Source organism: Pseudomonas nicosulfuronedens (genome assembly GCF_005877905.1).
Taxonomy (GTDB): domain Bacteria; phylum Pseudomonadota; class Gammaproteobacteria; order Pseudomonadales; family Pseudomonadaceae; genus Pseudomonas; species Pseudomonas nicosulfuronedens.
On sequence record NZ_SWDV01000001.1, the window covers coordinates 186,764 to 209,816 of the forward strand.

23 protein-coding genes are annotated in these 23,053 nt (G+C 65.9%); 13 read left to right on the plus strand and 10 right to left on the minus strand.

Translation table 11 applies throughout. From position 1 onward, the window contains the following. Positions 1 to 122 precede the first annotated feature (122 nt). The 9 genes from flgN to FAS41_RS00990 all read right to left on the minus strand — a co-directional run bounded on the left by flgN (position 123) and on the right by FAS41_RS00990 (position 7,948). Positions 123 to 563 carry a flagellar protein FlgN gene (gene flgN / locus FAS41_RS00950; RefSeq protein WP_138519849.1) on the minus strand — a complete coding sequence of 147 codons (441 nt, stop codon included), beginning with the start codon at positions 561 to 563 and terminating at the stop codon, positions 123 to 125. Next, positions 560 to 844, minus strand: coding sequence for a flagellar biosynthesis anti-sigma factor FlgM (flgM, locus tag FAS41_RS00955; RefSeq protein WP_138519850.1), 285 nt, complete (start codon positions 842 to 844; stop codon positions 560 to 562). Before flgM ends, flgN begins: the two co-directional genes overlap by 4 nt. Before the next feature lie 181 nt (positions 845 to 1,025). Beyond that, a complete protein-coding gene (locus FAS41_RS00960; protein ID WP_138519851.1) occupies positions 1,026 to 1,448 on the minus strand; it encodes a flagellar export protein FliJ in 423 nt (140 codons plus the stop codon). Further along, entirely contained in the window at positions 1,448 to 2,779 is a 1,332-nt protein-coding gene (gene fliI, locus FAS41_RS00965; RefSeq protein ID WP_138519852.1) for a flagellar protein export ATPase FliI, read from the minus strand. The genes FAS41_RS00960 and fliI overlap by 1 nt, the downstream gene beginning before the upstream one ends. A gap of 1 nt (position 2,780) precedes the next feature. Continuing rightward, the gene (fliH, locus tag FAS41_RS00970) at positions 2,781 to 3,479 is read right to left on the minus strand and encodes a flagellar assembly protein FliH (RefSeq protein ID WP_138519853.1); all 699 of its coding nucleotides are present in this window, start codon (positions 3,477 to 3,479) and stop codon (positions 2,781 to 2,783) included. Positions 3,480 to 3,485: 6 nt separating this feature from the next. Continuing rightward, positions 3,486 to 4,526: a FliG C-terminal domain-containing protein gene (locus FAS41_RS00975; RefSeq protein WP_045213334.1), complete on the minus strand. Its 1,041-nt coding sequence runs from the start codon at positions 4,524 to 4,526 to the stop codon at positions 3,486 to 3,488. Next, entirely contained in the window at positions 4,504 to 6,198 is a 1,695-nt protein-coding gene (gene fliF / locus FAS41_RS00980; protein WP_138519854.1) for a flagellar basal-body MS-ring/collar protein FliF, read from the minus strand. The genes FAS41_RS00975 and fliF overlap by 23 nt, the downstream gene beginning before the upstream one ends. A gap of 9 nt (positions 6,199 to 6,207) precedes the next feature. Further along, positions 6,208 to 6,543 (minus strand): flagellar hook-basal body complex protein FliE, encoded by a 336-nt coding sequence (gene fliE / locus FAS41_RS00985; RefSeq protein ID WP_138519855.1) that lies wholly within the window; start codon positions 6,541 to 6,543, stop codon positions 6,208 to 6,210. 25 nt (positions 6,544 to 6,568) lie between these two features. After that, the gene (locus FAS41_RS00990) at positions 6,569 to 7,948 is read right to left on the minus strand and encodes a sigma-54 dependent transcriptional regulator (protein WP_246084802.1); all 1,380 of its coding nucleotides are present in this window, start codon (positions 7,946 to 7,948) and stop codon (positions 6,569 to 6,571) included. 473 nt (positions 7,949 to 8,421) lie between these two features. Between FAS41_RS00990 and FAS41_RS00995 the strand changes: the two genes are divergently transcribed. Genes FAS41_RS00995 through FAS41_RS01025 form a run of 7 tightly spaced genes read left to right on the plus strand, consistent with a single transcriptional unit; the run spans position 8,422 to position 14,724 of the window. Continuing rightward, the gene (locus tag FAS41_RS00995) at positions 8,422 to 9,261 is read left to right on the plus strand and encodes a FliM/FliN family flagellar motor switch protein (protein ID WP_138519857.1); all 840 of its coding nucleotides are present in this window, start codon (positions 8,422 to 8,424) and stop codon (positions 9,259 to 9,261) included. After that, positions 9,258 to 9,629 (plus strand): flagellar motor switch protein FliN, encoded by a 372-nt coding sequence (locus FAS41_RS01000; protein ID WP_138519858.1) that lies wholly within the window; start codon positions 9,258 to 9,260, stop codon positions 9,627 to 9,629. Before FAS41_RS00995 ends, FAS41_RS01000 begins: the two co-directional genes overlap by 4 nt. A 2-nt stretch (positions 9,630 to 9,631) precedes the next feature. Next, complete coding sequence (gene fliP, locus FAS41_RS01005; RefSeq protein ID WP_138520029.1) at positions 9,632 to 10,399, plus strand: flagellar type III secretion system pore protein FliP; 768 nt, start codon at positions 9,632 to 9,634, stop codon at positions 10,397 to 10,399. Positions 10,400 to 10,421: 22 nt separating this feature from the next. Continuing rightward, positions 10,422 to 10,694, plus strand: coding sequence for a flagellar biosynthetic protein FliQ (locus FAS41_RS01010; protein WP_138519859.1), 273 nt, complete (start codon positions 10,422 to 10,424; stop codon positions 10,692 to 10,694). A gap of 4 nt (positions 10,695 to 10,698) precedes the next feature. Beyond that, positions 10,699 to 11,499 (plus strand): flagellar biosynthetic protein FliR, encoded by an 801-nt coding sequence (gene fliR, locus FAS41_RS01015; protein ID WP_138519860.1) that lies wholly within the window; start codon positions 10,699 to 10,701, stop codon positions 11,497 to 11,499. Next, on the plus strand, positions 11,492 to 12,625 hold the full coding sequence (flhB, locus tag FAS41_RS01020; RefSeq protein WP_138519861.1) for a flagellar biosynthesis protein FlhB: 1,134 nt from the start codon (positions 11,492 to 11,494) through the stop codon (positions 12,623 to 12,625). The genes fliR and flhB overlap by 8 nt, the downstream gene beginning before the upstream one ends. Before the next feature lie 2 nt (positions 12,626 to 12,627). Next, positions 12,628 to 14,724: a flagellar biosynthesis protein FlhA gene (locus FAS41_RS01025; protein ID WP_138519862.1), complete on the plus strand. Its 2,097-nt coding sequence runs from the start codon at positions 12,628 to 12,630 to the stop codon at positions 14,722 to 14,724. Between the two features lie 199 nt (positions 14,725 to 14,923). Here FAS41_RS01025 and FAS41_RS01030 read toward each other — a convergent pair whose 3' ends face one another. After that, the gene (locus tag FAS41_RS01030; protein ID WP_088415807.1) at positions 14,924 to 15,286 is read right to left on the minus strand and encodes a PilZ domain-containing protein; all 363 of its coding nucleotides are present in this window, start codon (positions 15,284 to 15,286) and stop codon (positions 14,924 to 14,926) included. 362 nt (positions 15,287 to 15,648) lie between these two features. Between FAS41_RS01030 and FAS41_RS01035 the strand changes: the two genes are divergently transcribed. The 6 genes from FAS41_RS01035 to FAS41_RS01060 all read left to right on the plus strand — a co-directional run bounded on the left by FAS41_RS01035 (position 15,649) and on the right by FAS41_RS01060 (position 22,852). Further along, positions 15,649 to 16,770, plus strand: a complete 1,122-nt coding sequence (locus FAS41_RS01035) for a PAS domain-containing protein (protein ID WP_138519863.1) — start codon at positions 15,649 to 15,651, stop codon at positions 16,768 to 16,770. Positions 16,771 to 16,780: 10 nt separating this feature from the next. Further along, the gene (locus FAS41_RS01040; protein WP_138519864.1) at positions 16,781 to 18,217 is read left to right on the plus strand and encodes a sigma-54 interaction domain-containing protein; all 1,437 of its coding nucleotides are present in this window, start codon (positions 16,781 to 16,783) and stop codon (positions 18,215 to 18,217) included. Between the two features lie 400 nt (positions 18,218 to 18,617). Continuing rightward, positions 18,618 to 19,217: a dimethylamine monooxygenase subunit DmmA family protein gene (locus FAS41_RS01045; RefSeq protein WP_138519865.1), complete on the plus strand. Its 600-nt coding sequence runs from the start codon at positions 18,618 to 18,620 to the stop codon at positions 19,215 to 19,217. Beyond that, positions 19,214 to 20,182 carry a PDR/VanB family oxidoreductase gene (locus tag FAS41_RS01050; RefSeq protein WP_138519866.1) on the plus strand — a complete coding sequence of 323 codons (969 nt, stop codon included), beginning with the start codon at positions 19,214 to 19,216 and terminating at the stop codon, positions 20,180 to 20,182. The genes FAS41_RS01045 and FAS41_RS01050 overlap by 4 nt, the downstream gene beginning before the upstream one ends. A 14-nt stretch (positions 20,183 to 20,196) precedes the next feature. Next, positions 20,197 to 21,213 (plus strand): heme-dependent oxidative N-demethylase family protein, encoded by a 1,017-nt coding sequence (locus tag FAS41_RS01055; RefSeq protein WP_138519867.1) that lies wholly within the window; start codon positions 20,197 to 20,199, stop codon positions 21,211 to 21,213. A 109-nt stretch (positions 21,214 to 21,322) separates the two neighbouring features. Beyond that, the gene (locus FAS41_RS01060) at positions 21,323 to 22,852 is read left to right on the plus strand and encodes an APC family permease (protein WP_138519868.1); all 1,530 of its coding nucleotides are present in this window, start codon (positions 21,323 to 21,325) and stop codon (positions 22,850 to 22,852) included. Positions 22,853 to 23,053: the final 201 nt, after the last annotated feature.

The window sequence follows — 23,053 nt, forward strand, 5'->3', positions numbered from 1 at the left end:
GCCGCGCGGTTCGCGAGCAAGCTCGCTCCTACGAAGAGCGCGTCGGCGTCCCCCTGTAGGAGCGAGCTTGCTCGCGAACAGAGCCCACCCGGGAAAACCGCGCCCGAAAGATGAAGCGCGGATCAGTAGGGCTGCCGCGAATACACCGACTGTTCGCGCGGATCGCCCATGAGCTGGCTGAGGATGTCGTGGTGCATCGCCAGCAGCTTGCCGTTGCGCTCGTTGAGGCGCTTGCACTGGGCAGTGAGCTGGCCCAGTTGCTGCCATTCCTGCTGCAGCTCTTCGCGACGCGGCGGCTGGTAGTTGGACAGCAGCGTGCGCATGCCGTCGGCGTCCATGGGCAGATGGAAGGCACGGAGCACGCGGCTGCGGCGCTGGGCACGGCCGGCGACGGATTCGAGCAGTGCCTGGATGTCCGGGTTCAGCGCTTCGATCTGTGCGCTGTCCCGCGCCAGCAGGTGGCGATACAGCTCCTGCAGGCGCTCGCGCAGCGCCAGGCAATCGCGGCCATCCTGCTGGATGTCCTGCTCGATCACCTGCAGCAGCCGCGCGCGCTGGGTCATGCGTCGCTGCCGCGATGGTAGGAGAGGATGCTGGTGGCCAGCACGCTGGTGTCGTTCTGCAGCTCGCCATTCATCAGTGCGCGGCGGATTTCGGCGACGCGGTTCTGGTCCACGTCGGGCATGGCGCGCAGGGTTTCCTGCATTTCGTCCAGACGCAGCGAATCGTTGACCGGCGCGCTCGCGCTGGTCTCCGCCACCGGGGCGGCGCGCTCGCTGCGCGCGGTCTTGGCGGACTCGCCGGTGGCCAGCGCAAGGCTGGTCAGTTGCCGGGTGATTTCCATGGTGGGTATCCGAATATTTTCTGGGCTTTCCCTCAGAGGGCGACCGCCCCGGAGGAAAACTTAAATGCCGGGTCTCGTGCTCGCCGAACAGACGGCGGATAACCGCAAGCGGTTATTCGCCCTACAGATCGCCTCCCCGACGTAGGGCGCATAACTCGGAACGAGTTATCCGCCATTGCCATCACGCCCGCGCGCGCCACCAGGACTGCGCGGCGAGGCCATCCTGGATTTTCTGCTCCTGCTGCGCAAGCTGCGCCTGCCATTGGCCGACCTTGGCCTCGATCACCTGGGTGAGCACCTTCTCGCTGCGCAAGGCCGCCATCAGCTCGCCCTGGATACGCGCCAGGGTCTGTTCGGCAACCTCCAGCTCGCGGCGCTGCAACTGCAGCATCTTGTGCAGGGTCGCCTTGTACTGCTGCTGGTTGTGGCGCTGCAGCGGCGTGCTGGTGGCCACGCTGAAGCCGCACAGGCGATCCAGCCCGGTGATGTTGTTGCGGTAGCGCTGGCAAAGGTTCTGCTGGTAATTTACGCGCCCCAGCAGCTCGCGGACCTTGCCGCCGCGCACGTCGGCCAGGCGCCCGAGCATGTCGATCTGCGCCTTCATCAGCGACCCCCGACGATGCTTTTCAGGGTGGCGACGCTGTTGCCCAGCTCGGCGCCGTCGGCGGTCTCCTGGCGCAGGTAGCGCTCCAGCATGGGCGCCAGCTGTACGGCGCGGTCGGTCTTCACGTCCATGCCCGGCGTATAGCCGCCCAGCGGAATCAGCTCCTTGATGCGCTCATAGGTGCCGCTGAATTCCTTGAACTGCCGCGCCGCGGAGAGGTGCGTGGGTTCCGCCACCTGGCTCATGCAGCGGCTGACCGAGGCGCCGATGTCGATGGCAGGGTAATGCCCCACGTCCGCCAGCCGGCGCGACAGCACGATGTGCCCGTCGAGGATGGCGCGGGCGCAGTCGACGATCGGGTCCTGGTGATCGTCGCCTTCCGCCAGCACGGTGTAGATGGCGCTCAGGCTGCCCGTCTCTCCCTCACCGTTGCCGGCGCTTTCCACCAGTTCCGGGAGCATGCCGAACACCGACGGCGGATAGCCCTTGGTGGCCGGCGGCTCGCCCAGCGCCAGGGCGATCTCGCGCTGGGCCATGGCGTAGCGCGTCAGCGAATCCACCAGCAGCAGCACGTCCTTGCCCTGGTCGCGGAAATACGCAGCGATGCTGTGGCAGAGCTCGGTAGCCTTCAGGCGCATCAGCGGCGACTCGTTGGCTGGCGCCACCACCACCACGGCTTTCTGCAAGCCTTCCGGGCCGAGGGAATGCAGGATGAATTCCTGCACCTCGCGGCCACGCTCGCCGATCAACCCGACCACCACCACGTCGGCCTTGGTCTGCCGCGTGATCATCCCCAGCAGCACGCTCTTGCCCACGCCGCTGCCGGCGAACAGGCCTACGCGCTGGCCCTTGCCCAGGGTCAGCAGGCCGTTGATGGCCCGTACGCCGACATCCAGCGGCTCCGACACCGGGCGCCGGCGCAGCGGGTTCACCTGCGGCAGCTCGGTGGGCAACGGGTGGCGACCGGCGAGCTTGCCGAGGCCGTCCAGGGGTTCGCCGAGGCCGTTGACCACGCGCCCCAGCCAGGAATGATCGATATGCAGCACGGCTTCGTCCGGCGCCGGGAAGACCCGCGAGCCGGAGGTCAGGCCGACGGGCTTCTTGAAGGGCATGAGGTAGGTGATGTCACGGTTGAAGCCAACGACCTGCGCCTCCAGGCGCTCGCCGTCGGCGACTTCCACGTAGCAGCGCTGGCCGGTCATGCGCCGGCAGCCGAGGCTTTCCAGCAACAGGCCGGAGACCCGCACCAGGCGACCGCTGACCCGCGCCAGCTGGACCGAGTCCAGCGAGCGCAGCGCTTCTTCGAGCTTGAAGCCGTCGCCCAGGGCCATCTCAGTCTGCGTCCTGCAGGTGCGCGCTCAGCGCTTCCATGCAGCTGTCCAGGCGCTGCTGGCAGCCGATGTCGGCTTCGGCCTGGGCGGTGACGACGCGGCACTCACCCAGCGCCAGGCGCTCGTCCGGCACCAGTCGCCACTTGGCGGCGCGCTCGGGGTTCAGTTCGCGGATGCGCGCGCATTCTTCCGGGTTGAGCAGGATCTGCACGTCGCCCTGCTCGCCCGGCATGGCGGCCAGGGCTTCCTCGGCCAGCGTCAGCAGTTGCGTCGGGTTGAGTGTCAGCTCGACGCGAATCACCTGCTTCGCGACCTTCTGTACCAGCTCCAGCAGCTCCTTCTGGCGGCTGCGCTGGAGGGCCTGGTGGTACTCGCCGAAGGCATCGACGGCAGCCTGCAGCGGCGCGCTGGCCTCATCGAACACCTGGCGGCCGGTGGCACGGCCCTCCTCGCGGCCCTTGCGCAGGCCGTCCTGGCGACCGGCTTCGAAGCCTTCGCGCAGGCCGGCTTCACGGCCTTCGCCGACGCCATCCTGGTAACCCTTTTCCAGGCCTTCCTGGAAGCCTTCGGAGATGGCGCGCTGACGCGCGGCCGGGTCACTGTCCCAGCCATGGTTGTCGGCACTGGCGGTGGCGCAACGCGGCGGGAAGCGGTACGGACGCCAGGCGCGGCTGTCAGCCTTGATGACTTTGATCGCCATGCCCGGTTACTCCACCGTCTGCTCGCGGAACAGCTGCACCTGCAGGTCGCCCTCGGCGGCCAGCTCGCGCACCACGCCCATGATGTCCTTGCGCACCTGCTCCACACGACTCAACGGCACCGGGCCCTGGCGGCGGTTGATGGACTCCATCTGCTGCGCCTGGCGCTTGGGCATGGCCCCCTGGATGGCGCGCACCAGCTCGGGCTCGGCGCCCTTGAGGGCGACCACCCACTCATCCAGCGGGATGACTTCCAGCAGGGTCTGCAGCACTTCCTGGTTCTGCCGGGAGAGGATGAAGAAGTCGTACATCTCGTCTTCGATCTTGCCGACCAGGTCGTCGTTGTGGGCGCGCAGCAGCTCGAACATCTGGTTACGGTCGCCCTTGAAGCGGTTCATGATGTCCGCCGCCTGCTTGACCCCGCGCACCTGCGAGCCCTGGGTGGAGAGCACGCGCAGGCTACGGTCGATCAGTTGCTCAAGTTCGGCGATCACATCACTGTTCACCTCGCTCAGGTTGGCGATGCGGAACAGCAGCTCGTCCTGGCGCTCGGGCGGCATGGCTTCGAGCACATCAGTGGCCATGCCCGGTGGCAGGAAGGCGAGGAACACCGCCTGCATCTGCGCGTGTTCCTTGGCGATCAGCGCGGCGAACTGCTTGGGATCGATCCACTCCATGCGCGCCATCTTGGCGCGGATCTCCTCGCCGTAGATGCTGTCCAGCAGGTTGCGCGTGATGTCGCTGCCCAGCGCCTTGCCGAGCATACCGGCGAGGTAGGAGCGCGAGGCGCCCTTGATGCTGGACTGCAGCTTGTAGTCGTCGAAGAAGCGCCCGATCACGTCGGAGACGGTGTTCTGCTTGACGTTGGACAACCGCGCCATCGCCTGGCTGATGCTGACGATTTCCTCGCGGCTGAAGTTGCGCAGGATGCCCGAAGAGGCTTCGTCGCCCATGCTCAGCATGAGGATCGCCGCCTGTTCCAGGGAGCTCACGGCGCGCATCTGCGGGCCGCGCTTTTTCGTTTCTTCAGGCAGGCTCGTGTCGGTCATTGCGGCCAATCCAGTGCTTGATCACTTCCGAGACCCGTTCCGGGTCGTTCTTCGCCAGCATCTGCAGATGCTCGATCTGGTGTTCCAGGCCCGAGCCCGGCGCCGGCAGGCGGATTTCCGAGAGCGGGTTCAGCTCGCCGAGCACGTTGAGCCCGCCGACGCTTTCGCTGCCCAGCGCCAGGCGCCGCTCGGCGTCCAGCGCCAACGGGTACTCGGCGCTGCCTTCGGGCAGCTCGGCAATCGCTGTCGGCTGCGCGCGCTGAGTCAGGCTGCGCACTGCCGGGCGTACGCCGAACAGCAGGAGCAACAGCGCAATCAGGCCGAGCACGGTGTACCGCACCAGCGACTGCAGGGCGCTGCTCTCCCACCAGCTGGCGGAAGACGCTTCCACCGCCGTGGCGGCGAAGGGGAACACGCTGACGGTGATCAGGTCGCCGCGCTGGGCGTTGAAGCCCACGGCACTCTTCACCATGGCTTCGAGGTCGGCGCGGGCCTTGTCGGTCCAGCCGCCCTCGGGCGCGGTGGACGCGTTGATCACCACGGCGACGCTCTGCTGGCGCAGGGCGAAGGCCGGGTACTTGATGTGGGTGACGCTCTGGTCGAAGTCGTTCTGCCGGGTGGCTTCCTCACGGGTCGAGGTTGCGGCCTTGTTATCGGTGCTGGCGACCTTGCCGTTGCCGGGCGGATTCGCCCCCTGGGCGGCGTTCTGCCCTTGTTGCTGTTGCGGCGGCGGCTCCGGCGGGCGGTTGCTCAGCGAGCCGGGCACGCCGAGAGCGAGCTGGTCCAGCGAGCTCTCGTTGCGCAGCACTTCGCTGCGCAGGCGTGGCGCTTCGCCGTAGGCCTGCAGGGTTTCTTCCTTCTGGCTGAAGTCGATGTCCGCGGACACGCTGATGCGGTAGTTGCCCAGGCCGAGCACGGGCGCCAGCACTTCCTCGACATTGCCCACCGCCTTGCGCTGGTATTCGTCCACCGCCTGCCAGTTCTGCGAGGGGCCGCCCACACCGCTGATGCCGCGCGACAGCAGCACGCCGTTCTGGTCCACCACGCTGACATCTTCGGGCTTCAATTGCGGCACGCTGCCTGCCACCAGGTTGACGATGGCGCCGACCTGCTCCGGGCTCAGTCGCTGGCCGGGCGCCAGTTGCAGCAGCACCGAGGCCTTGGCCGGATCACGACGGCCGACCACGAAGGAGTTGCTGTCTTCGCGAGCGACGTGCACGCGCGCCTGTTCGATGCCTTTCAGGCCCATGATGGTGCGGGCCAGCTCGCCTTCCAGGCTGCGCTTCAAGCGCACGTCCTGGAGGAAGTGACTGGTGCCCAGCGGCTCGTCCTTGTCGAACAGCTCGTAGCCGGCCGGCAGGGACACCTTCACGCCCTTGGCCGCCAGCAGCATGCGAGCGCGCGCCAGGTCTTCCTCGCGCACCAGCACCTGGCCGCTCTGCGGATGCAGGCGATAGTCGAAGGCTTCGGCGTCCAGCACCTGCATGACGTCAGCGGCCGGGTAGGCTTCGCCGGCGCCATAAAGCGGGCGATAGGCACCCTGGTCGCGCCACAGGTAGAAGACCACGGCGGCAGCCAGCAGGGCAGCGCCCAGGGCGATGCCGAGCAGCCCCAAACGCGGGTCGAGCTTGAGTTTGTCGAGCGGCAGGCGCCCTTTGAGATTCTGCAGCACTGTCAGTCCTTACAGCGGCATGCGGATGATTTCGTCGAAGGCGCCGGTGAGCTTGTTGCGCACCTGCAGCAGCGCGGAGAACGACACGCTGGCCTTCTGGCTCTGGATCATGGCGCCGACCAAGTCTTCGCTCTGGCCGCTGTCCACCGCAGCCATGGCGGCGCTGGACTTGTGCTGTTCGGCATCCACCGAGCGCAACGCCTGCTCGAAGCTGGCGCCGATGCCCTGCGCCGGCGCATTGCCCGACAGCTGCGCGGCGGGCCGCACGGCCGGGCCGCTGGCGAGGTCGGCGTATCGGTTCATCCGGTCCAGCATGTCCTGCTGCACCTGCACGATGGAACTCATGGAAGGTCTCCCCCGGAAGACAAAATCAGAACTGCACCTGCACGCCCTGCTCACGCATCGCGTTGAGCCGGTAGCGCAGCGCGCGGGTGGTCATGCCCAGGCTTTCGGCGGCCTTGGTCTTGTGCCCGCCGAAGCGGCGGATGGTATCGAGCACGTGCTGGTACTCGGCGAGCTTGCCGCTGGCGCGCAGCGCGGCACGGCCGCCTTCAGCCGCAAGCGGAATGATGGCGGCGACAGTGGCCACCGGAGCTTGTGGCGCAGCCAGGCCGAGGTCGCGGGGCTGGATGAACAGGCCGTTGCGGAGCACCAGGGCGCGCTGCAGGGTGTTCTCCAGCTCACGCACGTTGCCCGGCCAGTCGTGTTGCAGCAGCGCGCGGCTGGCGGATTCGGTGAGCAGGTCATGCTCGGCGTCCTGCGGCGCGTACTGGCGGATGAAACGACGCGCCAGCGGCAATACGTCTTCCTTGCGCTCACGCAGGGGCGAGATGTGCAGCGGCAGCACGTCGAGACGGAACATCAGGTCGGCGCGGAAGCGCCCTTCGCCGACTTCGGCCTGCAAATCGCGGTTGGTAGCGGCGATGATGCGCACGTCCAGTTCGATCTCGCGGCGGCCGCCCAGGCGCTCGACGCGCTGTTCCTGCAGCACGCGCAGCAGCTTGGCCTGCAGGGCCAGCGGCAGCTCGCCGATTTCGTCCAGCAGCAGGGTGCCGCCGTTGGCCAGTTCGAACTTGCCCGGCTGGGCGTTCACCGCGCCGGTGAAAGCGCCGCGTTCGTGGCCGAAGAGGATGGATTCGAGCATGGCCTCGGGGATCGCCGCGCAGTTCACGGCGATGAAGGGCGCGTCCGGGCTGGCGATGCCGTGGATGTAGCGGGCCAGCAATTCCTTGCCGGTACCGGTCTCGCCGGTGATCAGGATCGGCGCGCGGGTCTGCGCGACGCGTTGCGCCATGGCCAGCAGGCGGCGGCCGGCCTGGGAGCGCGAGACGAACAGTTCCTGGGCGGCGCTGGAAGCCTCCTGGCGACGCAGCAGCGCGGCAAGCTGGCCGGCGCCGAAGGGTGACAGCAGGTAGTCGACACAACCCAGGTCGAGCAGGGTGGCGGCCTTGTCCTGCTCTTCATAGCCGACGATGGGCACCACGTCGCGCTCGCGGCCATCGCTGAGCAGCGCACCGACCTGGGCATAAAGGTCAGGGGCGGGGAAGGCGCCGGCGAGAATGAACAGCAGGGAGGCGTCACTGCGCGCGCGGGCCAGTTCGGCGAAGCCGGAGAAGCGCTCGACACGGCAGCCTTCGGCCAGCAGCGTCTGCAAAAGGAGGGCGTGAGCGGCGTCCGAGGACGGCCCGATGATCGCAACTTTTTTCTGCGCCGGCCGCTCTTCGAGCAGCGTTTCACATAATTGATCGATCGACTGGCTTACACTGTTCACCGCAACTTTCCATTCGCTAGTGCGTTCGAAAACCCTCCCTCGTTCAACGCCAGTATCGGCCGAAAAATAATATCGGCGACTGCGGAACTTGTTTACGGATCGGCTCTCTTACGGGGGGCATTGCAACAACTCCGTCACAACTGAAGTCACTGCAACCTGTAACTAACTCACCCACACTAACAAGTGCCAGCACTACGCCATAGCTTCCCGCCGATTAATTTAAATCAATAGACAAAAAGTTCCGTCAAAAACAGCATTTGATATCTATTGATTTAATCGGACGACCTCAGATCGCTATCATTGCGCCACGTCAGCAGCCTGTGACGCAGCAGTCATGGGCTTCCTGGCAGACAGAGCATGCCGCGAGCAACGATCAGCCGATTCCGGCGGTCATGACACCTCCCGTGTCCTTGGGCAGATGGCAGATCGAACCTGGAAGTACGACGCTGAGCATGACTGGTAAATCAAAAGTCCACCATGGCGTGCCCGCCGACAGTCTGATTCGACTGAAACCACAGAAACTCGGCCGGCATTATCACAAGATCCCGCAGTACATCAAAGAGATCTCCGGCAAATACCCGAGGATCATCAGCGACTATTTCCTGCGGCATTATCGAATCAATCTGGAACTGGATAACCTGACGATTCACGAGGAACTTCCTCGTGATCTGGAATGTTTATTCGATTCCCCCCTGGCCAAGTTCGGTTTCGCCATGGACCGTGCCCTGCTCACCGAAGTCATCGAGTGCTATTACGGCGGCACCGTGGTCGCCCATCGCGACACGCCGCCGATCAGCAGCTCCGAGCAGCGCATGCTCGACCGCCTCGGCCTGGACGTGGTGGACCTGTTCGGCCGCGCCCTGCTGATGGGCGAATCGGTCGGCCGCCTGCAGCAGATCGACCCCACTTATGAAGAAGTGCAGTGGGAGTACGTCGCCGAATTCAGTTACGTCAGCCACCTGACCGGCGAGCGCTCGTCGCTCTACCTCTACCTGGACAACCCGCTGGCGGACGAACTGACCCGCCGCCTCGCCGGCCCGCCGCCACCGCGCCTCACCGGCAACCCGGTGGAGCACATCAAGCACCTGCCCCTGCGCCTGGACTGCGTGATCGCTGCGGCCAGGATGCCGCTCTCGCAAGTGCTCGGGCTCGAGCCAGGCGATGTGCTGACGATCCGCCCGCTGGAGCGCGTCGAAGTGCGGGTCAACCAGCAGAAGCTGTTCCGCGGCGCCATCTTCGAAGACGACGGCACCCTCTTCCTCTCCTCCCTGGAAAGCGTGAAAAACCCATGACCGGTTCTCTCTCCGACTCCGAGTTCGAGTCGCTGATCAACGACGGCGACCTGGGCCTCACCCAGGACGTCACCGACATCCCCGCCGAGCCTGCACGCGCGCAGCTGCCGCAGCAGGACCTGAGCTTCTTCGGCAAGATCCCGGTAAACGTCACCCTGGAAGTCGCCTCGGTGGAGATCTCCCTGAAGGAGCTGATGGACGTGGACGCCAACAGCGTGATCATCCTCGACAAGCTTGCCGGCGAGCCGCTGGACGTGAAGGTCAACGGCGCGCTGTTCGCCAAGGCCGAGGTGGTCGTGATGAACGGCAACTACGGCCTGCGCGTGCTCGAACTGTGCGGCGCCAGCCTCGACGCCCTGACTGCCTGATGATGTTGCGCCGCTCCCTGACCGGCAGATCGCTGGCCGCGCTTGGCCTGCTCATCGCCGCACTCTGCCCACTCTTCGCTCAGGCGGCCAGCGGCGAGGTCACGCTGTTCAACCTGCACGACACGGCGGACGGCCAGGCCTTCAGCGTCAAGTTGCAGATTCTCATCGTCATGACCCTGCTGGGCTTCCTCCCGGCGATGCTCATGCTGATGACCTGCTTCACCCGCTTCGTCATCGTGCTGGCGATCCTGCGCCAGGCCATCGGCCTGCAGCAGAGCCCGCCGAACAACGTGCTGGTGGGCATCGCGCTGATCATGACGCTGATGGTGATGCGCCCGGTCTGGCAGGACATCTACAGCAACGCCTACCAGCCCTTCGAGGCCGACCAGATCAGCCTGGAAGACGGCCTGGGGCACGCCAAGCAGACCCTGAGCCGCTTCATGCTGGCGCAGACCAACCGCACCTCGCTGGAGACCATGGTTTCCCTGGCCGGCGAAACCGTGCCGGAGAAACTGGAAGACCTGGACTTCTCCCTGCTGCTGCCGTCGTTCGTGCTCAGCGAGCTGAAGACGGCGTTCCAGCTGGGCTTCATGATCTTCATCCCGTTCCTGGTGATCGACCTGGTGGTGGCCAGCGTGCTGATGGCGATGGGCATGATGATGCTCTCGCCAATGATGATCTCGCTGCCGTTCAAGCTGATGATCTTCGTGCTGGTGGACGGCTGGGCCCTGATGATGGGCACGCTGACCAGCAGTGTGCAGCCGTTCTAGCGGCCCTGACGGAAACCACGCCATGCTCACTCCGGAAAGCGCCGTCGACATCGTCTCCAACGCCGTGCACATCACTGCGCTGATCGTCTGCGTGCTGATCGTGCCAAGCCTGATCGGCGGCCTGCTGGTGAGCATTTTCCAGGCGGCTACGCAGATCAACGAGCAAATGCTCAGCTTCCTGCCGCGCCTGCTGATCACCCTGGGGATGCTGGTGTTCGCCGGCCACTGGATCCTGCGCACGCTGTCGGAGCTGTTCATCCAGTCGTTCCACCAGGCGGGCCGCCTGGTCGGCTGATGCCATGCAGCACGGCGCATCCTTCCTGCAGGCCTTCGACTATCTGCAGACACTGCAGGCCTGGTGGTGGCCCTTCTGCCGGATCATGGCGGTGTTCGCCCTGGCGCCGATCTTCAGCCACAAGGCGATCCCCATGCGCCTGCGCATCCTCCTCGGCCTGGCGCTGACCGTCGCCCTGGGCGCCGCGCTACCGCGCCCGCCGGCCATCGATCCGCTGTCCGCACAGGGCCTGCTGGTGGCGCTGGAGCAGATCGCCTTCGGCCTGATGCTGGGGCTTTCGCTGATGCTGGTGTTCACCGTGTTCACCCTGGTGGGCGATGTGATCTCCACCCAGCTGGGCCTGAGCATGGCGGTATACAACGACCCCATGAACGGCGTGTCGTCGTCCTCGATCTTCTACCAGCTGTACTTCATCCTGCTGGTGTTCCTGTTCCTCTCCATCGACGGCCACCTGCTGGTGGTGAGCATCCTCTACCAGAGCTTCGTCTACTGGCCGGTGGGCAGCGGGCTGCACTACCTGGGCCTGGAGTCGGTGGCCGGCAGCCTCGCCTGGGTGTTTTCCGCCGCGGTGCTGATCACCCTGCCGGTGGTGTTCTGCATGACCCTGGTGCAGTTCTGCTTCGGCCTGCTCAACCGCATCTCGCCGGCGCTCAACCTGTTCTCACTGGGGTTTCCCATGGCGATCCTGGCGGGCCTGGCGTGCATCTGGCTGACCCTGCCGGACATCCCCGAGAACTACCTGAAACTCACCCGCCAGCTGCTCGATGCCATCGGTGTGATCTTCCGCGAGGGGCGCCATGGCTGAACAGCACAGCGCCCAGGAGAAAACCGAAGAAGCCTCCCAGCAGAAGCTGAAAAAGAGCCGCGAGGATGGCCAGGTCAGCCGCTCCAAGGACCTCTCCACCACCCTCTCCTTGCTGGCCACGCTGGTTGCCCTGAAGTTCTGCGTCGAGCATTTCTATGAAGGCCTGAAGCAAGGCTTCGCGCTGTCCTTCATCGACCTCAGAAATAGCGAGATCGGCCTGGACGACCTGCCGCTCGTACTCGGCCATCACCTGGTGCTGTTCATCACCACGCTGCTGCCGCTGCTGGTCACGCCGCTGCTGGTGGTGCTGTTCTCGATGATCCCCGGTGGCTGGATCTTCTCCAGCAAGAACTTCATGCCCAGGCTGTCCAAGCTCAACCCCATCACCGGGCTGGGGCGCATCTTCTCGCTGCAGAACTGGACCGAGCTGGCCAAGTCGCTGCTGAAGATCGCCGTGCTGATCGTCGTCGCCGTCTACCAATTGCATGGCGCCCTGCCCGGCCTGCTCGCCCTGCAGCGCAGCAACGTGCACAGCGCCATCGCCGCCGCCTTCGGCACTTTCTACGACATCACGCTTTCACTGCTGGTGGTGTTCATCCTGTTCTCGGTCATCGATATCCCGATCCAGTATTTCTTCTTCAAGAAGAAGCTGCGCATGACCAAGCAGGAGCGCAAGGAAGAACACAAGAACCAGGAAGGCCGCCCGGAAGTGAAGGCGCGCATCCGCCAGTTGCAGCGCCAGCTGGTGCACCGGCAGATCAGCAAGACGATCAAGACCGCCGACGTGGTGATAGTGAACCCGGTGCACTTCGCCGTGGCGCTGCGCTATGACCCGAAGAAGGCCCAGGCGCCCTACGTGGTCGCCAAGGGCCTGGACGAGACCGCGCTGTACATCCGCAAGATGGCCAAGGCCCACGACCTGGAAGTGCTCGAACTGCCGCCGCTGGCGCGCGCGATCTATGCCACCACCCAGGTGAACCAGCAGATCCCCGCGCAGCTGTACAAGGCCGTGGCCCACGTCCTCACCTACATCCTCCAGCTCAAGGCCTGGCGCTCCGGGCGCCGTGAACGCCCGGAGCTGATCCGAAACGTCCCCATTCCCGATGAACTGCTGAACAGAGTCTGACCATGCGCCTACTGCAGTCACTATTGCCGACCTTCCAGAGCGGCCGCATCGGCATCCCGCTGATCATCCTGTCGATCCTCTCGATGATCATCCTGCCGCTGCCGCCGCTGGTGCTGGACGCCCTGTTCACCTTCAACATCGTGGTGGCGATCCTGGTGCTGCTGGTCAGCGTATCGTCGAAGAGCCCGCTGGACTTCTCGCTGCTGCCCACGGTGATCCTGGTCACCACGCTGCTGCGCCTGACCCTGAACGTCGCCTCCACCCGCGTGGTGCTGCTCGACGGCCACACCGGCACGGGCGCGGCGGGCAAGGTGATCGAAGCCTTCGGCCACGTGGTGATCGGCGGCAACTTCATCGTCGGCCTGATCGTCTTCGTGATCCTGATGATCATCAACTTCATGGTCATCACCAAGGGTGGCGAGCGCATCTCCGAGGTGACCGCGCGCTTCACCCTCGACGCCCTGCCCGGCAAGCAGATGGCCATCGACGCCGACCTCAACGCCGGCCTGATCGACCAGAACGAAGCCAAGCGCCGCCGCTCGGAAGTGGCCAAGGAAGCCGACTTCTACGGCGCGATGGATGGAGCCTCCAAATTCGTCCGGGGCGACGCCATCGCCGGCATCCTGATCCTGCTGATCAACCTGTTCGGCGGCCTGGCCATCGGCGTGTTCGTCTACGACCTGCCGGCCGGCGCAGCCTTCCAGCGCTACGCCCTGCTGACCATCGGCGACGGCCTGGTGGCGCAGATCCCGGCGCTGCTGCTGTCCACCGCGGCAGCGATCATCGTCACGCGGGTCAACGAATCGGCGGAAATCACCAGCCTGGTGCGCAAGCAGATGCTCGCCTCGCCGTCGCTGCTCTACACCGTCGCCGGCATACTCGTGGTGCTCGGCCTGGTACCGGGCATGCCGCACGTGGCGTTCTTCGCCTTCGCCGCGCTGGTGGCCTTCATCGCCTGGCGCCTGGCGCTGGCCGGCCCGCCGATCGAGGCGCAGACCCTGGAGCAGACCCAGGCGCTGACGCACGCCATGGACCAGGAGCGCGCCCAGCAGCTGGGCTGGGAAGACATCCCGCTGGTGGAGCGGCTGTCGATCTCGCTGGGCTACAAGCTGGTCAGCCTGGTCAACGAAGCCAGTGGCGCGCCGCTGCCGCAACGGATTCGCGGGGTACGCCAGACGCTGTCGGAGAACCTCGGCTTCCTCCTGCCGGAAGTGCAGATCCGCGACAGCCTGCGCCTGAAGGCCTCGCAGTACGCCATCCACATCAACGGCGAGCGCATCGACGGCGCGGAAATCCACGCCGACCGGTTGATGGCGATTCCCTCGCCGGAGCTCTACGGCGAGATCGACGGCATCCTCGGCGTCGACCCGGCGTACCGCATGCAGGTGGTGTGGATTCTCCCGGCGGACAAGTCACGTGCGCTGAACCTGGGCTACCAGGTGATCGACTGTGCCAGCGTGGTCGCCACACACCTGAACAAGGTGGTGCGCGAGCACCTGCCGGACATCTTCAAGCACGACGACGTCGAGCACCTGATGCAACGCCTGACCCTGCAGGCGCCCAAGCTGGCCGAATCGCTGAAGGCGCAACTGACCTATTCGCAGCAGCACCGGGTGTTCCGCCAGCTGCTCCAGGAAGAGGTCGCGCTGAAGGACATCGTCACCATCGCCAGCGCCCTGCTCGAAGGCAGCGAAACCACCAAGGACCCGGTACTGCTGGCTTCCGACGTGCGCTATGCGCTGCGCCGCAGCATCGTTTCCTCGATTGCCGGCGACCGCCCGGAGCTGACCGTGTTCGTCCTGGAGAGCGCCCTGGAGAACACCCTGCTCGGCGCCCTGAGCATCGCCCAGCAGGCCGGCCCGGTGAGCCTGGACAACATCCCGGTGGAGCCGAGCCTGCTCAACCAGCTGCAGCACAGCATGCCGGTGGTGAAGGAAAAACTGCGCAAGGAAGGCCACCCGCCGATCCTCACCGTGATGCCACAGTTGCGGCCGCTGCTCGCCCGCTATGCACGGGTGTTCAGCCCCGGGCTTCATGTGCTGTCGCAGAATGAGATTCCGGAGCGGGTGGGGGTGCAGATATTGGGGACGCTGGGGTGATGTCTGTCTGAGAGTTCGGCGCGGGGCTTGGCACCCTCTCCCCCGCCCTCTCCCTGAAGGGAGAGGGCGCTGTTCGGCGATCCTCGGATAAATCGGTGTCAGCCGGCAAACGCAAGAGCATCAGCCCGCTCGGGACAGTCCCCTCTCCCTTCAGGGAGAGGGTTAGGGAGAGGGCCAGCCCGAGCGCCGGGCTACCCCTTCAAGACAACCGCGCCCGCCCCAGCAGACTGCGATTGAAACTCACCGACATCGAGGTCACCAGCTCGGTGAATGCCGCGCTCGGCCGGTCCAGCTTGAAGCCCTGTTCGAAGCGCACGTTCTTCGCGTCCTTCTTCGACCACTGGCAGATTGCGGTGATGTCCACCGAGCGGGTGTGATCCTCGCGCACCGGAATCTCCAGGCGCATGTCGTAGCAGCTGCCCGGCGCCAGCGGCTCCTCGGTCACCAGACGCAGGCCACCCATCGAGACGTCCAGGACCACCCCCATGGGGTCGCCGCTCAGGCGGTTGGTCACGTTGATCTGGCCGATGTGGCGGAAGGTCAAACGACGGTGCTTGCGCATGGCGGCCTCTTGTAGGGAACGGGCTCTGGGACGGGCGCCTCGGGGAACGAAACGCGCGCGCATCCTAGCAGCGACAGCGGCTCAAACGAACTCAAAAGCTATCAACTGGCCAGTATTTGGCGCGAAACCACCGCGCCTTCCATCGCCCGGCGCGCTGCTGCAATGACGCAGCAGGTAATCTGCCCCGATGCGCTGCGCGAATGCGCAGAGTGCTGCGATTTTGCATACACCCCTCCACGCCACCCCACGGCGTCTGGGCGTTTCCGGCTGGCATGCAACATGCTTTGCTCATCCTGCGGACCGCCTGGCGGCCGCACCGTCGTGTTGGAAATTTGCACCGGAGATCTGCCTTGGAGGGACAAATGGACCCGCTGAAACTGCTGCTGGACAGGGGCCTGCTGCTGTCCGACAGCCTGACGTCCCAGGGACGCTTCATCGAAGTTTCCGCCGAACAGACCGACCAGCTCGGCTACGCGCCCGGCTCGCTCGATGGCCAGGCCGCCGAGCTGATCTACACCGCCGACTCGCTGAACGCGCTGATGCAATTGTTCGCCAGCCCGCCGGCGGACGAGCGTGTGCAGGACCTGGAGCTGACGCTGATCCGCCACAACGGCGGCCTGCTGCCGGTGCTCGCCAGCGGCGTGCTGCAATGGCGCGACGGCGAGCCGGCGCGCCTGCACCTGGTGAAGATGCCGCTGGGGCCGATCAGCCGCCGCCTGGGCGAACTGCAGAGCGCCAACGAAGTGATGAGCCAGATGCTCTTCAGCGCACGGGTGGCCTACTGGTGCATCGAGTTCGCCGAATCGGTGGACGTGCGCGAGACGCCCGACGAGATCGTCCGCCAGGTGTTCGAAAACCGCTCCTACTGGCGCATGTGCAACCGCGCCATGGCCAACATCTACGAGATGCCCGCCGACGTCGATTTCAGCGAGCAACCGGTGCGCCTGTACTGGCCGCGCAGCCCCGCCAACGAAGAGTTCGTGCGGCGCCTGATCGAAGCGGAATTCCACGTCGATGGCGCACTGTCGGTCGACCGCCGCCACGACGGCTCGCCGGCCTACGTGGAGAACGACGTGCGCGCCAGCATCCACAACGGCCGCCTGCTGCGCATGTGGGGCAGCCTGCGCGACGTCAGCCAGGAGCTGCGCATGCAGCACGACGCCGAGCAGCGCATTGAAGCGCTGCGCCGAGTGTTCGACGCGGTGCCCGACGCCGTGCTGGTGATCGACGAGGCGGCCCAGCCGCAATGGCGTAACGCCGCCTTCGAGCAGACCTTCGGCATCACTCGCGCGGCCGGGCTGGCCTCGACGCTGAACCGCATGCCGCTCCCCGAACGCACCTGGCAGGTGCTCGACCTGCCCGACCAGTTCGGCAACTACCAGTCCTTCAACAGCCACTGCTCGCGCATCCTTATCCGTGAGGGCGTGGCCTGGCGCGTCTTCGTGCTGCGCTTGGCGAACAAGGCGACGGAGCTGCATCCATGAGCAAAGAAGCATGAGCGAAGAAGGCTTCTTCGCGCCCTTGCGCATGGGCATGCGCTCGTCGGTCAGTGCGTCGGCGGAGATGCTCTCCGCGCTGCTGGAAACACCCGCGCTGCACGCCCTGCTCGACAGTTTCAGCGAGGCGCTGATCGTCTGCGACGGCGACTCGCGGGTGCGCTTCATCAACCTCGCGGCAGAACGCGTCAACCGCGTCACCCGCGTCGATGTACTGGGCCTGCCGGACGTGGACTTCTTCCAGCGCTCGGCGCTGCAGTTCGACGACTTCCAGCAGGCCCTGCGCCGTGGCGGCAAGAGCGCGCTGACCCGCTCGCGCGATGGCCGGGTGTTCCTCACCCGCGCCCAGGCGGTGCCGACGACGGCCTATGAGAAGCCCTACTGCCTGCTGATCCAGCGCGAATACGAGCCGGGCACCGCCGGCAGCCTGCGCAGCCCTTCCGGGCGCGCTTCGACCACCGACCTGCAGGGCCTGGGCGACCCGCAGGACAATGCCCTGCACATGTCGCCGCTGCTCTCCTCCATCGCCGACATGGGCGTGCGCGCCTTCCGCCGCCGCGCGCGCCTGCTGCTGCTCGGCGAGCCCGGCGTCGGCAAGACCGCTATCGCCCGGCACATCCACCGCGCCGCCGGTTGGGGCGACCGGCCCTTCATCGACGTGAACTGCGCGAGCATCCCGGAAACCCTGTTCGAGTCGGAGATGTTCGGCTACGAGCGCGGCGCCTTCACCGGCGCGCTGCAGTCGGGCAAGCGCGGCTATATCGAAAGCGCCTCGGGCGGCACGCTGTTCCTCGACGAGATCGGCGAGATCCCGCTGCAGGTGCAGGCCAAGCTGCTCAAGTTCCTGGAAGACGGCACCATCCAGCCGGTGGGTTCGCCGCTGTCGAAACAGGTCCAGGTGCAGGTGATCGCCGCCACCAACAAGGACTTGCGCGCCCAGGTGGCGGCCGGCGAATTCCGCGCCGACCTCTACTACCGCCTGGCCGTACTGCCGGTGGAGATTCCGCCGCTGCGCGCCCACCGCGACGACCTGCCGGTGCTGATGGATATCCTCCTGGCGCGCATCAACCGCGACCGCCAGCCGCCGCTGCGACTTGCCTCGGGCTGTCGAGAACGCCTGCTGGCCTACGACTACCCCGGCAATATCCGCGAGCTGGTGAACATCTTCGAGCGCCTCGCCGTGCTGGCCGACGATGTGGCGGAAGAGCTGCACCTGCCGCCGGAACTGCTCGGCGCACCGCCAGCCGGCAGCCCCGTCGCGCTCGACGAGCCGGCTGCGGCCATCGACGACCAGCCGCTCAAGGCCCAGGTGCAACGCTACGAGCGCCAGGTGATCCTGCGCGCGGTGCGCCTGTGCGGCAGCAAGCGCAAGGCGGCGATCCACCTGGGCATCGATGTCGGCACGCTGATTCGCAAGTTGCAGCGCGACGACTGAGCGCTTGCCGCTGCTTTTGTAGGAGCGGAGCTTCTCCGCGATCAACGCGACACGGTGCAATGCCTCGATCACCGGCCTGTCGGCCGAATCGCGGATAAGATCCGCTCCTACAAGATCCATTCTCCTTTCTCGCCTGCGCGCGACTGATGGGTCACGCGGCTTGCGCCTCTCCTGCAGAAACGCCCCTGCGACAATCCACCGCTGCAAGCCTGCCTACAGGCGTTGTCATTTCTGCTTACACCCGCACTTTGAGTTTTTATATTTATCCTTTAATTTCAACAACTTAACTACTTGGCACAGTCTGTGCCCTGTCTCCTTCGACCCGCGACCGTGCACGGGTCCTCGAATCGCGCTGGCGTTCTGACCACAGAGCGCCGGCAGTTCTGGAGGCACAAGAATAATGCTCATCACAGGTATCAAGAGCCGGCCGGTCTATGACCAGTTGCGCCCGCTCGCCGGTGGCAACCACCACATCATTGCCGGCCAGGGCAGCGGCGGCGGCGCCATGCTCCGTCTGCTCGCCGACATGCCGCGCACCGCGCCCATCCGCGTGCTGTATTCCAGCGAATCGTTCTCCGGCCAGGATCACCTCGCCGCGCTGCGCGACATCACTGACATCGAGCTGTCGATCTACCCGAGCAACCGCGCGCTGGTCGATGACCTGCACGCCCTGCTGGGCCAGTCACGCATGGGTACCCGCCTGTACCTGGCCGGCTCCGAGAGCTTCATCGGCACCGCCATGCAGGCCGCCGACGCGATCAACCTGAACAGGGACGAAGTGCTGCGCGAGCACGCCGGCTCCTTCGTGCGTCGCGTCTGGTGCGTGCATTGCGACGGCTACACCGAGAACGTCACCCAGCGCGTATTCGACTGCCCGCATTGCGCCCGCACCCTGGTGGTCCGCGACCACTACTCCCGCCGCCTCGCCGCCTTCCAGGCGGTGAAGGCCGACGCCGAAGTCCCCGGCGAGCTGCCGGAAGCCGAGGAGCTCGACACATGAGCCAGTCCAACGGAACCCTGAATGTCCGCGTCACCCGCATCGAGCAGGTGACTCCGGAGATCAAGCGCTTCACCCTGGCCTCCACCGACGGCGCGCACCTGACCCCATTCTCCGGCGGCAGCAACGTCGTGGTGCTGATGCCCCACGCCAGCGGCACCTACCGCAACGCCTACTCGCTGATGAGTTCGCCCTACGACGCCAGCGCCTACCAGATCGCCGTGCGCCGGGTGGAAGAAGGCCGCGGCGGTTCGAAGCACATGCATGACGTGGTGAAGGAAGGCGACGAGCTGGAAATCCTCCGCCCGGTGAACCTGTTCCCGCTGAGCAAGCATGCGCGCCTGCACCTGTTCATCGCCGGCGGCGTGGGTATCACTCCGGTGTGCTCGCAACTGGCCGAGCTGCGCCTGCGCGGCACGCCCTTCGAAGTCCACCTGGCGGTGCGCGGCGATGCCCATGCGCGACTGGGCGAGGAATTGCTGCAGGAATACGGTGACGCCGTACGCCTGTACCGCGATGAGCGTGGCGAGCGCCTGGATATTTCCGCCGTGCTGGCCGACCGCCCGCTGGGCAGCGACGTCTACGTCTGCGGCCCCGAGGGCATGATCCAGGCGACCATCGATGCCGCCCATGCCCACGGCTGGACCGACAGCCACATCCACTACGAACGCTTCCTCGAACAGGGCAGCGTCGGCGAGGCGTTCCAGGTCACCCTGGCGCGCAGCGGCGCGACCATCGACGTGTCGCCCGACCAGAGCCTGCTGGAGGCCGCCGAGGCCGCCGGCCACGAAATCCCCTACCTGTGTCGCGGCGGCGCCTGCGGCATGTGCGAGACCAACGTCCTCGAACTGGACGGAGAAATCCTCCACACCGACGACTGGCTGTCCGACGAGGACAAGGCCGCCAACAACAAGATCATGCCCTGCGTGTCGCGTGCCAAGTGCTCGCGGCTGGTCATCGACTGCTGAGCCGGAGAACGACCATGACCATCCAATTCCGCCCCGACGAAACCTACCGCGACGACTACACCTACGCCAACAGCCAGGCCTGCATCGACCGCGCGCCCTGGCCCTTCCCGGACGATGAGTACATGTACTCGATGAACCTGGAGCCGCACGTCAGCGTGGGCAATGACGCCTTCCGCGCGGTGTTCGACATCGACGAGCACTACATCAGCGAGTGCCGCGACCGTGCGATCACCCTGGAGAAGGACCCAGGCATGCACTACGTCTCCGCGCCGCACATGATGGAGGCGCAGTGGGACCTGCTCGAGCTGATCATGGAGGCCTACGCCAAGGACTACCCGGAGTACTTCTCCCTGGAGAAGGACGGCACCCGCTGGCACTGGACCAACAAGCTGCTGAACATCGACGACACCTTCACCTTCGGTGATCCGTCGACCCTGCCCTACGAGCCGATGGAGTACGTCACCCGTCAGGCCCAGGGTGACTGGGTGCTGCAGGAAGAGCGCGACGGCACCCTGTACTGGGGCGCGGGCATCGCCACCCAGCGCGCCGACTATTCGCTGCGCTTCAACCTGGGCATGGCCTGGCACGAGTTCCACGGCCCGGTGCCGCTGGTAAAGGAAACCGGCATGCTCGACCGCGCGCTGAAGTTCCTCCTGCGCCTGCGCAACGGCCACCCGGTGCGCCGCCTGAACTGGTCGCTGACCGTCAACCCGCGCCTGGATGTGTCCGCCGAGTCCCTGCCCGAATGGGCGCCGGACCGCACCACGGTGACCGCCGAGAACGCAGGGCAAAAGGTCTACTTGCGCATCGAGCTGCAACCGCTGCACCGTCTGCCGCGCAGCAACGCCATCGTGTTCCCGATCCGCACCTACCTGCTGAGCCTGGAAGACATCGCCACCAACCCGGCGTGGGCCAAGCGCATGCACCGCGTGCTCAAGTCCCTCGACCAGCAGCTGGTCGACTACAAGGGCTTCACCCGCTACCACCAGCAGGCCGTGGAGTGGCTCTCGCAGTACGACGACGGCCAGTAAGCGCCTAGCAAAAACACACAACTACAAACCCGAAAAGGGAACCGGCGGGCGTCGTGAGGCCCGCCGGCCGATTGCCTTCTGCCCATCAACCCCCTGAGAGGAAACAACGATGAGTGGGTCCCCTGCCAAGCGTGCCGCTGGCGTTACCGATCAAGATGCCGAGCAGCTCGCCGCCCTCGGCTACAGCTCCAACTTCGAACGCAGCATGAGCCTGTGGGAGAACTTCTCCCTGGGCTTCACCTATCTGTCGCCCGTCGTGGGCGTCTACACCCTGTTCGGCCTGTGCCTGGCCGCCGGTGGGCCGCCGATGTTCTGGTCCTACCTGCTGATCGGCCTGGGCCAGTTGCTGGTGTGCCTGATCTTCGGCGAGATCGTCTCGCAGTTCCCCATCTCCGGTGGCGTCTACCCCTGGGCGCGACGCCTGGTGGGCAAGCGTTGGGCGTGGATGGTCGGCTGGGTCTACGCCTGGGCGCTGTGCGCGACCATTGCCGGCGTATCCGTCGGCGCCGGTCCGTACCTTGCCGCGTTGCTGGGCTTCGAGCCGAGCGCCGACGTCAGCATCTACATTGCCCTGGTGCTGATCCTGGTTTCCACCGGCCTGAACCTGGTGGGCACCAAGCTGCTGGCGCGGGTCGCGATGTTCGGCTTCCTCTGCGAGCTGATCGGCGCAATCCTGGTCGGCGGCTACCTGCTGATCTTCGAGCGCCACCAGAGCTTCAGCGTGCTGTTCGATACCTTCGATCTGGGCAGCAACGGCTCCTACTTGCCGGCGTTCCTCGCCGCCTCCCTCGCCGGCCTGTTCCAGTACTACGGCTTCGAGGCCTGCGGTGACGTCGCCGAGGAAACCCCCAACCCCGGCAAGCGCATTCCCAAGGCGATGCGCATGACCATCTACATCGGTGGCGCCGCCGCAATGTTCGCCTGCCTGGCGCTGATCCTCTCGGTGCCGGATATGCACAAGGTGCTCAACGGCGAGGATACCGATCCGGTCTCCACGATCCTGGCCAACGCGTTCGGCCCGGTGGGCTCGCGCCTGGTGATGGCAGTGGTGCTGGTGTCGTTCATCTCCTGCGTGCTCAGCCTGCAGGCCGCCGCCAGCCGCCTGCTGTTCGCCTATGCCCGCGACGAGATGATCGTCGGCAGCCGCGTACTGCAGCGCCTGTCCGCCAATCATGTGCCGTCCACCGCGCTGGTGGTCAGCGGCGTCGTGCCGGCGGCCATCGTCTGCCTGGGCCTGTTCATGGCCGATGCGACCGCGACCATCGTCGGCTTCGCCGCCATCGGCATCTACGTGGCCTTCCAGCTGATCGTGATCGCTGCGCTGATCGCCCGTGCCAAGGGCTGGGTGCCCGGCGGCCAGTTCACCCTCGGCCCGTGGGGCACGCTGGTGAACGTCGGCGCGCTGATCTACGGCCTGGGCGCCATCGTCAACATGGTCTGGCCGCGCAGCCCGGATGCACCTTGGTACATCAACTACTCGATGATCCTCACCACCGTCGTGGTGCTGGGCGCGGGCTGGCTCTACATGCTGCTGGCCAAGCCCTACGACAAGGGCACAGCTCCGGCGGGCGACGCCCACCGGATCTCCGGCCGCCAACGATCCGAGCGCGCTGCGGGCGCGCTGACCGAACCGGCTTGATCGCAACGTTGACGCAATTCGGGCCATACGCCTGAGGGGCTGCGTCTGGATCGTCACCTTTCCCCGGTGACGGTCCCCTGCGTTTGCGCAACGGACCGCCATCCCCGCGATGGCCGGTCCGTTTTTTTATGCCCGGCGACGCGGCTTTGCAGGATGGGTGGAGCTTGCGATACCCATGCTGTCCGCGCGCCGAATCGATGG